12 protein-coding genes are annotated in these 12,266 nt (G+C 56.5%); all 12 read right to left on the bottom strand.

Going from position 1 to position 12,266, the window contains the following annotated elements; genetic code table 11:
- Positions 1 to 143: 143 nt before the first annotated feature.
- The 12 genes from rarD to fabF all read right to left on the bottom strand — a co-directional run bounded on the left by rarD (position 144) and on the right by fabF (position 12,223).
- Positions 144 to 1,049, bottom strand: a complete 906-nt coding sequence (gene rarD, locus Q9R35_RS01410) for an EamA family transporter RarD (RefSeq protein WP_063693052.1) — start codon at positions 1,047 to 1,049, stop codon at positions 144 to 146.
- Entirely contained in the window at positions 1,046 to 1,651 is a 606-nt protein-coding gene (locus Q9R35_RS01405) for a PIN domain-containing protein (protein ID WP_197314036.1), read from the bottom strand. The genes rarD and Q9R35_RS01405 overlap by 4 nt, the downstream gene beginning before the upstream one ends.
- 1 nt (position 1,652) lies before the next feature.
- Entirely contained in the window at positions 1,653 to 2,243 is a 591-nt protein-coding gene (gene recO / locus Q9R35_RS01400; protein WP_042482393.1) for a DNA repair protein RecO, read from the bottom strand.
- Positions 2,236 to 3,126: a GTPase Era gene (era, locus tag Q9R35_RS01395; RefSeq protein WP_009456562.1), complete on the bottom strand. Its 891-nt coding sequence runs from the start codon at positions 3,124 to 3,126 to the stop codon at positions 2,236 to 2,238. The genes recO and era overlap by 8 nt, the downstream gene beginning before the upstream one ends.
- Positions 3,123 to 3,881: a ribonuclease III gene (gene rnc, locus Q9R35_RS01390; protein WP_009456563.1), complete on the bottom strand. Its 759-nt coding sequence runs from the start codon at positions 3,879 to 3,881 to the stop codon at positions 3,123 to 3,125. Before rnc ends, era begins: the two co-directional genes overlap by 4 nt.
- Positions 3,881 to 4,765, bottom strand: a complete 885-nt coding sequence (gene lepB / locus Q9R35_RS01385; RefSeq protein ID WP_042482395.1) for a signal peptidase I — start codon at positions 4,763 to 4,765, stop codon at positions 3,881 to 3,883. Before lepB ends, rnc begins: the two co-directional genes overlap by 1 nt.
- A 64-nt stretch (positions 4,766 to 4,829) precedes the next feature.
- Positions 4,830 to 6,623: a translation elongation factor 4 gene (lepA, locus tag Q9R35_RS01380; RefSeq protein WP_042482399.1), complete on the bottom strand. Its 1,794-nt coding sequence runs from the start codon at positions 6,621 to 6,623 to the stop codon at positions 4,830 to 4,832.
- A gap of 243 nt (positions 6,624 to 6,866) precedes the next feature.
- The gene (locus Q9R35_RS01375; protein WP_311219248.1) at positions 6,867 to 8,375 is read right to left on the bottom strand and encodes a DegQ family serine endoprotease; all 1,509 of its coding nucleotides are present in this window, start codon (positions 8,373 to 8,375) and stop codon (positions 6,867 to 6,869) included.
- A gap of 24 nt (positions 8,376 to 8,399) precedes the next feature.
- Positions 8,400 to 9,425 carry a MucB/RseB C-terminal domain-containing protein gene (locus Q9R35_RS01370; protein ID WP_247966612.1) on the bottom strand — a complete coding sequence of 342 codons (1,026 nt, stop codon included), beginning with the start codon at positions 9,423 to 9,425 and terminating at the stop codon, positions 8,400 to 8,402.
- The gene (locus Q9R35_RS01365) at positions 9,422 to 9,916 is read right to left on the bottom strand and encodes a sigma-E factor negative regulatory protein (protein WP_021446868.1); all 495 of its coding nucleotides are present in this window, start codon (positions 9,914 to 9,916) and stop codon (positions 9,422 to 9,424) included. The genes Q9R35_RS01370 and Q9R35_RS01365 overlap by 4 nt, the downstream gene beginning before the upstream one ends.
- A gap of 9 nt (positions 9,917 to 9,925) precedes the next feature.
- Positions 9,926 to 10,528: an RNA polymerase sigma factor RpoE gene (gene rpoE / locus Q9R35_RS01360; RefSeq protein ID WP_009456579.1), complete on the bottom strand. Its 603-nt coding sequence runs from the start codon at positions 10,526 to 10,528 to the stop codon at positions 9,926 to 9,928.
- A gap of 462 nt (positions 10,529 to 10,990) precedes the next feature.
- Positions 10,991 to 12,223, bottom strand: coding sequence for a beta-ketoacyl-ACP synthase II (fabF, locus tag Q9R35_RS01355; RefSeq protein WP_021446869.1), 1,233 nt, complete (start codon positions 12,221 to 12,223; stop codon positions 10,991 to 10,993).
- Between the last annotated feature and the right edge of the window lie 43 nt (positions 12,224 to 12,266).

The raw sequence follows: 12,266 nt of genomic DNA, 5'->3' as shown, positions 1-12,266 counted from the left end.
TAACCATCCAAGCTCTTGGGGGCATGACAGGAGTCGTTTTCCATTGGGGCTCTGCTTCTCTCAAGACGCTCCCAGAACGTCTTTGCAGGCGCAAGCTGCCCTTTGGCACTGATCGGCACCGACAGGGTGCTGACAAGCAGAATTTACGCCTTGGGAGGCGGCACAGGCGGTCCCGGCCGCCACATCTTGATAAAACCTTCCAAAGCCATCAAGGCAATGGCAATCCAGATCGGAATATAGGTCCACCACTGACTCGCGCTCATGGGCTCGTCCAGCAGCAAATACGCCACCCAGAACAGGAGCACCGGCTCCACATAGCCCAAGATCCCAAACAAGGCCAAAGGCAGCTGACGGCTGGCAGACAGATAGCTGACCAGCGCAACCGAGCTGATCAGGCCAAGGAACGGGACCTGCCAAATCAAGCGAGGCTGATCCGCGAACAGGTCCCACATCTGCGTATCTTGAACAAAGAGCAGCCAGCAAGCAGGCAGGAACAAGAAGCTCAGATCAAACCAGAGTGAAGCCAGCGAACCCAGACGCAGGTAACGGCGCAGCATGAAATAAGGTGGATAGCCCACAACCACCACCGCTGTCGCCCAGGACACGCTACCCACGCGGAATAGCTCGTGCAACACACCCAAGCCGGCCAATGCCACAGCGATCCACTGAATGGTGCTCAATCTGTCTTTGTAGATCACCCGACCGACCAGCACCATCATCAACGGCAGCAGGAAGTAGCCCAAGGACACGTCCAGCGCCATCTGGTGCAAAGGCGCCCAGACAAAAATCCAGAGCTGCACCCCCACCAGCGCCGCAGCCAGCAGGAGCAAGGCAAAATAGCGCCAATTACCGGGCCAGTGGCGCAGAACCCAACGTACCTCCCGCCAGCGTCGTGCGCGAGTGATCACCAAAGCCAAGGCAGGCAAGCCCAGCACAATGCGCCAGGCAAAAATCTGCTCACCACTGAGCGGGTGCAAGACGGTGGCGTAGTAGTACAGGCAAGCGAATAACGCTGAGGCCAGAACCGACAGCAAAACACCTTGCTTCATGAGTGCGCCTCGTCCATTTTCTGACGCCGCAAATAAACCTGCCCCACACTGAACAGACGATCACGCTTTAACAAGGTATGTGTATCCAGTGCCTGCGCTTCGGGCGTCAGCATCAAAGCGGGCAAACCATCCAGCAAACGCTGCATCAAGTCCGGGTGCGCGGCCATGTACGAACCCAAAAGCTGATCCGGCTCCCACAGGCTGATCCCCAGGCGACGCAGCTCGGAACGATTGAAGTCTTTCAGATTGCGGGTCAGGATGCCGACTGGCTGATCAGGATAACGCTGCTGTGCCAATCGGGCGGTGGCGATCACATGCCAGTCCTTGGCATCGGAGTAGCGCAAATTCTTCTTGAACTCGCTGCTATCGCCTAAATCGGCGTCGGGGTAACGCTGTTGCAGCGCCTCCCACTGCTCCTCGATAGAGGTGGGCATGACCTTCCACAACCTGCCCGCATTGCGACGCCACTCGTCCCCAATCACCGGACTCCAGACAGGTTTGAACACCTGCTCGTCAGCCAGGGCCAGGAGCAAGCGGCGCAGTACGTTGGAAATCAGTACGCAGGTATCCAATACCAGCACGGAAGGAAGAGGGACGGCCATATCAATAGCGTTGCAGCTGGATGAGAACAGAGCGGGTATGCAAGGGGCGACCCAGCAAGCTGTTCAGGCGTTCGCGCAAGCGTATGCGCAACTCCGGCTCGCCGACAGGATCGTCAAAGTCCGGCGTGGCTTCATCAAAGCCATAGCCGGTTTCGGTCAGCAGCACCCACTCAAAGCGCCGCAAGGCCCCCGCCACGGGTGGACGAGGAATCTGTGCCAAGTGCACCAGAGCTTCTTCGTAGGCATCGAACAGAACAGGGTGCGGGTCTTCACGCGGCAACAAACGAATCAATAATTCGTTCATGTACCAGGCCGACATCAGGGCACGACCTTTCAAGGGGCGAATCCCGGCGCAGTCCGCCCGCGTCAGCGTCTTGACTTCATTCTTGCCCGACCAGGCCAATAACAAAGGTTGAAACACAGACAAAGCAGGCCGCAAAATGGAATGCGGCCTTTTGGCGCCTTTCGCGACCAGGGGCACCAGCCCGTGGTTACGCGTAAAGGCATGACAGATCAGGGACGTTTCACGCCAGGCACTGGTGTGCAGGATATAGCCCGCTTCGTCCTGAAAGCGATGACGGGGATTACTCATACCCCAGGTCGCGCAGGACCGCTTCACGATCGGACCAGCCCTTGCGCACCTTGATGTACACATCCAGGAACACGGGCTTGTCGATCAGCTTGGCAATATCTTGGCGAGCTTCCGTAGCAATGCGCTTCATGTGCATGCCACCCGCTCCCAACAGAATCGGACGGTGGCTTTCACGTTCTACGACCACGCATGCCGAAATACGGGCGCCCTGCTCGTTCTCGTCCCACTGCTCGATGACCACGGTACAACCGTAAGGCAGTTCGTCACCGACCAGGCGGAAGATCTTCTCGCGCAGCAGCTCCGAGGTAATGAAGCGCACCGAGCGGTCGGTAATGGTGTCTGCGTCGAACATGGCCTCACCTTCAGGCAGGCGGGAGGCAATCTCGTTCAGCAAAGGATCCAGCTGCAGGCGCTTGGCTGCACTGACCGGAATCACGGCACCATAGTCGAATTCCTGCGACAGGCGGGCGATATAGGGCAGCAAGTCGTTCTTGCTCTTTAAGGCATCAACCTTGTTGATGACCAGAATGGTCTTGCCACCTTTAGGCAGCATGGGCAGCAGCTCGGCGTCCGAAGCGGACCACTTGCCGGCTTCGACCACATGCACCACCACGTCCACGTCGGCCAGGGCCTGAGTCACGACACGGTTCATCATGCGGTTCATGGCCCCACCGTGCTTGGTCTGAAAGCCAGGAGTGTCCACAAATACCATTTGATCGTGGTCACGCGTCAGCACGCTGTTGATGCGGTGGCGCGTGGTCTGCGCCTTGCGCGATACGATCGAAATCTTGCTGCCGATCAGGGCATTGGCCAGCGTGGACTTGCCGACGTTCGGTCGTCCGACAATAGCCACGAAGCCGCAACGAAAAGGGGTCTCTGTCATTCTGTTTCCTGCGACACTGCCACGGGCAATGTCAATTGTGAGGGGCGACGATGGCGACTGGCGCGCGTCGTCTTGGCTGGAAATTCAGCTTCCAAAATAGCAATGGCCTGCGTTGCGGCGGCTTGCTCAGCAGCACGACGGCTGCTGCCACTGGCACGGACATGGATATTGAGCTTGGCGATCGTGCATTCGATATCGAAGAGCTGATCGTGGGCTGCGCCATGTGTGGCCACCACGGTGTACACCGGCAAATCCAGCTTGCGACCTTGCAGCAGCTCCTGCAGCAAGGTTTTGGGATCTTTCCCCAATGTCTTGGGGTCCACATCCACCAGCATGGGTTCATACAGCTGGGTGATGACGGTTTGGGCTTGCGTAAAACCCGCGTCCAGAAAGACAGCGCCAAAAATCGCTTCCAGCGCGTCCGCCAGAATGGAAGGACGGCGGAAACCACCGCTTTTCAGCTCCCCTTCCCCCAGACGCAAATAATCCGACAAACCCAGACGGGTTGCGATTTCAGCCAGAGCAGCCTGTTTGACCAGATTCGCTCGCAGGCGCGACAAGTCGCCTTCATCAATGCGTTGAAAGCGGTCGAACAACAAGGCCGCAACCGTGAAGTTCAAGACCGAATCGCCCAGGAACTCCAGCCGCTCGTTATGACGCGCACTGTGGCTACGATGGGTCAAGGCCTGCTCAAGCAGGCCTGTGTCTTTAAAGGAGTAGCCGATAGCGGCTTCAAGCAGAGCAAGACGTTTCATTAATGGAAGCGACCTATACGGCTAAGTTCGCGGAAATTCATCCAGATAAAGAAGGCGCGTCCCACAATATTCTCATCGGGCACAAAGCCCCAATAACGACTGTCCAGACTATTGTCGCGATTGTCTCCCATGACGAAGTAATTGCCTTCCGGCACCACACACGAGATGCCATTGGAGAAATACTCACAGGAGTCACGATTGGGGAAGGCCACGATGGGCATCAAGCCCTGAGGCGCAGTTTTGTTCAGCAAGATGTTGTGCTGCACCTTGCCCAGCTCTTCCAGATAACGCCCAATGTACGCGGAGCGATCCGGTTCGTAGTAATCGCCACTGCGCACTTGAGTAATGACCTGGCCATTGACCGACAGCACCTTGTCACGGTACTCCACGCGGTCGCCCGGCACGCCAACCACACGCTTGATGTAGTCCACACTGGTATCGACGGGGTAACGGAACACAATCACATCGCCACGCTCGGGATGACCCAAGGGCACAACCTTGGTACCACTAACGGGCAGGCGAATGCCGTATTCGTATTTGTTCACCAGAATCAGGTCGCCATTTTTCAGTGTGGGCAGCATGGACCCCGACGGAATGCGAAATGGTTCGATGATGAACGAGCGCAAGACGAACACAAACAAAATGACTGGGAAGAAACTGACGCCATACTCAATCCACCACGGCATGCGGTTGGCCTGGTCATACGCTTCCTGGCGCAATTGCTGCAAGTGCTCGGGGTCTTGAGCTGCCGTTTCCGGTACCGCCTGCATCGCGGCCTGCGCACGCGCCAGTCGGCGGGAACGCAGGGAGAAACGATCCAAAAACCAGATTGCGCCGGTCAGTATCAGCAGTACAAACAAAATCAGAGCGAAATCCCAGCTCATCGGTTTCCTTTAAAGAAATTAAAGCAGTCCTGGTTGTGGTCGGCTCGGGTCGCCGACCACAACATTACTTATCCTCGACCTGCAAAATTGCCAAAAAGGCTTCCTGCGGAATTTCCACGTTCCCAACTTGCTTCATCCGCTTCTTACCGGCTTTTTGCTTCTCAAGCAGTTTCTTCTTGCGAGAGATGTCACCGCCATAACACTTGGCCAGCACGTTCTTGCGCAGTGCCTTGACGTTTTCGCGAGAGATCACTTCGGCGCCAATGGCGGCCTGAATCGCAATATCAAACATCTGACGCGGGATCAAGGAGCGCATCTTGGCGACCACTTCGCGTCCACGGTAACGGGCGTTGCTACGGTGCACAATCATGGACAGGGCATCAACCCGGTCGCCGTTGATCAGGATATCCACCTTGACCACGTCAGCCGAACGGTATTCCTTGAACTCGTAGTCCATGGACGCGTAGCCGCGCGATACGGACTTGAGTCGATCAAAGAAGTCCAGCACGATCTCGGCCAGGGGCATTTCATAGACCAGATTCACCTGACGGCCATGATAGGTCATATTTAACTGCAAACCGCGCTTGGCTGTACACAGGGTCATGACCGGGCCCACATATTCCTGCGGCATTAGCAGCGAAACCACAACAATAGGCTCGCGCACGTCTTCGATATGGGACACCTCCGGCATGCGGGAGGGACTTTCAATCATCAGGACTTCGCCGTCACGACGTTCGACCTCGTACACCACCGACGGCGCGGTGGTGATGATGTCCATGTCAAATTCACGTTCCAGACGCTCCTGGACGATTTCCATGTGCAGCAGGCCCAGGAAGCCGCAACGGAAACCGAAGCCCAGCGCCTGAGACACTTCGGGCTCGAACATCAGGGAGGAGTCGTTCAGCTTGAGCTTTTCCAGGGAATCGCGCAGTTGATCGTACTCGCTGCTTTCCACCGGGTACAAACCGGCAAACACCTGGGGTTTCACTTCCTTGAAACCAGGCAAGGCTTTTTCAGCCGGTTTGCCAGCCAGAGTGATGGTGTCACCCACCTTGGCGTGTTCCAGCTCTTTAATACCGGCAATGATGAAACCCACCTCGCCTGCGGACAGATGAGGACGGTTTTCCGATTTGGGGGTGAACACACCAATGTGTTCGACCAGGTGCGTGGCGCGGGTGGCCATCAGCAGGATCTTTTCCTTGGGCTTGAGCACACCGTTGACGATGCGCACCAGCATGACCACGCCCACGTAGTTATCAAACCAGGAGTCAATGATCAAGGCTTGCAAGGGAGCCGTTGGATCGCCCACCGGCGCGGGCACTCGGGCCACAATGGTTTCCAGGATTTCATCGATACCCAGGCCGGTTTTTGCACTGGCGGCAATCGCCTCGCTGGCATCAATACCGATAACGTCTTCCACTTCCTGGCGGGCCGCATCCGGGTCAGCCGAAGGCAAGTCCATTTTATTGAGCACTGGAATCACTTCCACGCCCTGATCCAAAGCGGTGTAGCAGTTGGCCACGGTTTGCGCTTCCACACCTTGGGAAGCATCCACGACCAGCAAGGCACCTTCACAGGCCGACAAGGAACGGCTGACCTCGTAGGAGAAGTCGACGTGGCCGGGGGTGTCGATCAGGTTCAGGTTGTATACCTTGCCATCCTGAGCCTTGTAGTGCAAAGCAGCGGTCTGGGCCTTAATCGTAATGCCACGCTCTTTCTCGATGTCCATCGAATCCAGAACCTGGGTCGACATCTCGCGGTCGGCCAGGCCACCACAGCGTTGGATCAGGCGGTCAGCCAAGGTCGATTTGCCATGATCGATGTGGGCAATAATAGAGAAATTGCGGATGTGATCCATAAACCCGTTAAAAAACAAAGAAAATGTTGAGGCGCAATGCCAGAGAGACGGCACAAGAAAGGGGCGCCCATGACGCCCCTTTTCAGTCCACGCGCCGAAAACGCAAGACCCGTCCTGTCAGACGGGCGCACGTGGAACCAGTATCCATTCAGGGCAAACTGCCCCTGCGAATAGCGGCGGAAAAACTCCGGCCCCAGGCCGGAGTTCATCAATAGCTACCATTTTAGCCGTTTTACAGAATTTTTATTTCGATGGCGTAATCAACACCCACTGCGACTGGCCTTGACGCAAAACCAGCAAGGCGGCTGCTTTGGATTTATCCAAGGAAGCGACCATTTTAGCGTATTGATCCGGCGTCCCTACGTCTTTATCGTTGACGCGCAAAATAAGATCGCCTGGTTGCAGGCCGGCTTCGCTGGCAGGGGCCGTAGCCTCTGTCACCTGAACCGCACTTTCCACACCCAAACGCTTCAGATCCGCGGCAGGAACGGCCGTCACTTTCAAGCCGAAGGCATCAGCCGTGCTGGCGGCAGGACTGTCTTTCTCGTTCTTGGCGGCAGCGGCAGGGCTGCTGGAAGGCATTTCTTCGACATCAATCTTGATGGTCTGCAACTTGCCCTTGCGCCAGATTTCCAGCGTGGAACTTTGGCCTGGCTTGGTGCCACCCACAATACGGGGCAGGTCTGTCATTTGCTCAATGGTGCGACCGTTGAACTTCAGGATCACGTCACCAGACTGGATACCGGCCTTGGCGGCGGGACCGCCCTCTTCCACGCTGCTGACCAAGGCACCCTTGCTGTCTTTCAGGCCCAAGGCGGTCGCGACATCATCGGCCACCGGCGTGATTTGCACACCAATACGGCCACGAGTCACCTTGCCGTCGGACTTGAGTTGCTCGACCACATTCATGGCTTCGTCAATAGGAATGGCCAGGGAAATACCCATGAAGCCACCGCTGCGCGAAATGATCTGGGAGTTCACACCCACTACTTCGCCATTCAGATTGATCAGCGGACCCCCGGAGTTACCGGGGTTCACAGCCACGTCGGTCTGAATGAAAGGCAGATAATCGCCGGTTTCACGGTTGATAGCGCTGACAATCCCGGAGGTCACGGTGGATTCCAGACCGAAGGGCGAACCGATAGCCAGAACCCACTGCCCTTTCTTGAGCTGTTTGGAGTCCCCTATCACCATGGGCTTCAGGTCTTTGGCTTCGATCTTGATCAGGGCCACGTCGGTGCGCTCGTCAGTCCCGATGATCTTGGCTGGATATTCCTTGCCATTGCTCAGCGTGACGAAAATGCCGTTGGAGTCGGCCACCACATGGTTATTGGTCAGGATGTAGCCATCAGCAGAGATGATGAAACCCGAACCCACACCACGTGGTACTGTGCGCTCTTGAGGTTGCTGGCCTTCATTGCCACCGCCACGAGGGCGCTGCGGCGCCATGCCGGGCGGCATGAAATCGGGCCCAAAGAACCAGCGGAACATATCGTAAGGATCCGAACCCGGACCCATGGCGGGGGAGCGCACCCGGACGGCCTCGGTGGTACGGATATTGACTACTCCATCCTCGGTCTTGGCAACAACGCCAGTAAAGTCAGGCAGCCCCAGCGTCGTGCTCTGGACTTGCTCGGTTGTCGTGACAGGCTGAGCCTGCGCGTGGGCCATAGGCGCACCCGCCGCCAGCATCACGGCCACCGTCAAGGCCGAGAGAACAGGAATACGCATTTTTTGACTCGATTTTTCCATTCAAATACTCCTGGTGGACGATAGTCAATGTGTCCGGGATAGAGGGGTGAACTGGGTACCTTCCAGCAAGGCGCGCAAGGTCTGTACAGGTACGGCACCCGTGCTGGTCAAAACATAATCATTAATGCGACTGCGGTACATATTCATGGAGCCACGGTGAAAGGCTCCCAGGCTGTTTTCTTCCGCTTCGGGGGTGCCTACCTTCTCCAGAAACACGGAGATGGCAGCCAGACCGTCAGACAGCATCAAATGGGTAACCTGACGCCCCGCACGCATGGGTCGGAGCATTTCAGACCGCAAGGTAAAACCGGCAGGCATGGCCAGATGCCAACCCAGCTCGTTCAAATCTATTTTTCGTACTTCGGGTTCGACCACTTCCCACTTGCTGGGGTTCCAACTGGTACGCAGCTCCTGCAAATCCACCTGCTCCCCAAAGGCAACAGAGGCAAAAGCGATCTGATCCACTACCGCTTGTTGTGGGTCCAGAGTCTGCATTTTCAATAGCAAATGATGATCGGTATCGGCACACACGCGGTAGCCGTAACGCTGATCATCCTTGGGAACCAGCTCGATCAGGTCGCAAGGGCGACCGGCCACACGCTCGCGCGATGGCAAGCGGCGCATATCGTAAAAATTGGGTAATTGGCTGACATCACCGACCAGAAAACTGGGAAAGCGCTCGTTTTCACGACGCTCGATCACCACCATTTTCTTTTCGGGAATCAGGCATTGGGTGACTTCGTTCTGACGCAGAAACTCACGCGGCTCGCCGTCCAGAATTTCCAGACGCTCGCGCTCGCCGGTGCCATCAATAATGTGGACCAGTTTCATGGACTGGCTGGCCTGATCCTGGGTGTAAATAATGACCCCGGAGTAATCCAGGTCACGCGCCGCTTTATGGACTTTCTGCAACCAGGGCAGATCCAGGGGCTCCAGCCCGCTGGCATCCTGAGCCAGTACAGGTGTGCACAGCACCGCCAGAGAAAGGGCAAACAAGCCCTTATAGAGACGTGCCAAGCCCACCTGCGACGGCATACGTACAGACCTCATTGACCCAAGGCTCCACTTTCAAAGGAAACATGGCGTACCGGACCGGTACCAACAAAGTCGCGGTGCAAATCCGCGTAATCATTCCAGAGCTGATCATCCTGGGCGCTGGCCACCAGTGTGCCTGGCACGGAGTTCACCCCCATATACGGCAGACCCACCCACAAGGCGGCAGCCACGGCAGCCACCACGGCCAGGCCGCTGACACCGTAACGCTGCACCAGGGGCCGTTTCATGGCATTCGGGGCGAGCACGGTAGGCTCCTCGTCAATTGCTTTGGACAGACGCGCGTAAAAGCGATCCGACGTACGGATCGCCAGCGCATCGGTACGCATGACGTCGCCAATCAAATGGTAGGTATCCCAGACTTGACGCCCGTAAGGGGAGTCCAGTTCCTCGGGGCGTATTTCAGCCTCGCCATCTACCCAGGAAGACACGGCGGCCTCCCAGGCATTGAGTTGATCATCATCGGAATGGGATTTCAGGGCTTGCATCATCAATCCTTACCACCGTCGTTCACTATCTTCACCATCGAGTATGGGACGCAATTGCGCAGCAATGGCGTCACGGGCTCGAAAGATGCGTGAGCGTACAGTTCCTATAGGGCAGTCCATGGTCTGAGCAATATCTTCGTAGCTCATACCTTCTATTTCACGTAGCACGATAGCCGTCCGCAACTCTTCGGGCAGTGCCTGGATCGCTGTATTTACCGTTTCAGCAATCTGGCGACTGACCATCATCGATTCTGGCGTGCTTATATCGCTTAGGTTGTCGATTCGGTCAAAAGTTTCACCTTCTTCAGTTTCGACGTTCTGCAAAGTATTGGGACGTCGGGCGGCCGAGGCCTGCCAGTTACGGGCCGTGTTGATCGCAATGCGGTACAGCCAGGTGTAAAAAGCACTCTCGCCCCGGAACTGGGGAAGAGCTCGGTACGCTTTGATGAAGGTTTCCTGAGCCACGTCCTCGACTTCAGACGGGTCACGCACCATGCGGCTGAGCAGACGCATGATCTTGCGCTGGTACTTCAGTACCAGCAGGTCAAAGGCTCGCTTATCCCCACGCTGAACACGTGCAACTAGTTCGGCATCGGTATCGCGTTCACTCATTAAGAATCCTTATTCTGAGCACGGACCTGATGGGACAGTCGGTTGGCACATAGACACAAGGCCCACCAGCCCTGCGGCGGCTGAGTATAGCGCCATACAATGATGGTACGACAAGCCTTGCCAGCAGAATCAAAACGCAAACGCAAGGTCATGAACCAGGCGCAACGCCAGATTTGCTCTATTTGCACGGACTCCTTTGCTGTCCCCTCGCACTGCAAGGAGTATAGCCCTGCACGATGAGCTAGTGTAGCGCGCTCATTCCATACTCGACGACTGCGAGCATACAAAAAATAAGCCCACAAAGCACCTGCTAACAAAGCCGGGGCCCAGGGCCATTGCCAGCTATATATCGTCCAGGCCAGGCTTGAGGCGAGTAAAACATAGACAAAAACGCCCAGTCGGCGCACCGGAGCCGGAGCTCCGATCGACCAGGACTGGGCGTTACGAGTGGGGCAGTCCAGCTTAGCGAAGACGGCGCACCACCATCGAACCGTTGGTGCCACCAAACCCGAAGGAGTTGGACAGAGCCACATCAATCTTCATGTCACGCGCCTGATTGGCGCAGTAATCCAGGTCGCAAGCAGGATCCTGGTTGAAGATATTGATGGTTGGAGGCGAGATCTGGTTGTACACCGCCAAGGTGGTGAACACCGCTTCAATACCACCGGCAGCACCCAGCAGGTGACCCGTCATGGATTTGGTGGAGTTGACCACCAGCTTGTAAGCGTGATCGCCAAAAGCCAGTTTCAATGCTTCGGACTCGTTCACATCACCCAATGGCGTGGAAGTACCGTGTGCGTTGACGTACTGAACTTCATCAGCGTTGATGCCACCATTGCGCAAGGCGTTCATCACGCCACGACGCGGACCGTCACGGTCTGGCGATGTGATGTGGTGAGCATCCGAGCTCATGCCGTAGCCGGAGAATTCGCCGTAAATGCGAGCGCCACGTTTTTTGGCGTGTTCGTACTCTTCCAGCACCAGCACACCAGCGCCCTCACCCAGCACAAAGCCGTCGCGGTCCATATCCCAGGGACGCGATGCCGTTTCAGGATCGTCGTTACGGGTGGACAGAGCACGCATGGCAGCAAAACCGCCAATGCCCAGCGGGGACACGGTGGACTCGGCACCGCCGGCAATCATCACATCGGCGTCGCCATACTCGATCAAGCGAGCAGCGTCACCAATCGAGTGCAGGCCGGTTGTACATGCCGACACGACTGCGTAGCTAGGGCCTTTCAGGCCCAGGCCGATGGACAACTGGCCGGACACCAGGTTGACCAAGGAGCCGGGTACAAAGAACGGGGAAATCCGACGTGGACCCCGTTCCAGATAATCTTTTTGGGTTTCTTCAATGCGGGGCAAACCACCAATCCCCGAACCTACGATAACGCCCACACGCTCAGCATTGATGCTGTTGATGTCCAGGCCGCAGTCCTTCCAGGCTTGCATACCTGCCACCACGCCGTAATGGATAAAGGTATCCATCTGCTTGGCTTCTTTGGACGAAATGTATGGTGTTAAATCAAAATCCTTGACCTCACCCGCTATCTGGGCTGTTAGGGCCGAAGGATCGAAACGGGTAATACGCCCGATGCCCGAACGCCCATTGACGATGTTATCCCACGCGGTAGGAATATCGTTGCCGACCGGGGAAACAATACCCAGCCCGGTAATCACGACACGTCGTTTCACGGATGACTCCTAAACACAAAAAAAGCGGTTTAAAGGGAATAAC

Origin of the sequence: Alcaligenes sp. AB3 (assembly GCF_031844565.1) — a bacterium.
GTDB classification, from domain to species: domain Bacteria; phylum Pseudomonadota; class Gammaproteobacteria; order Burkholderiales; family Burkholderiaceae_B; genus Alcaligenes; species Alcaligenes faecalis.
Note: the sequence above shows the minus strand (reverse complement) of the source record. Positions and strands in the feature narration are given on the sequence as shown.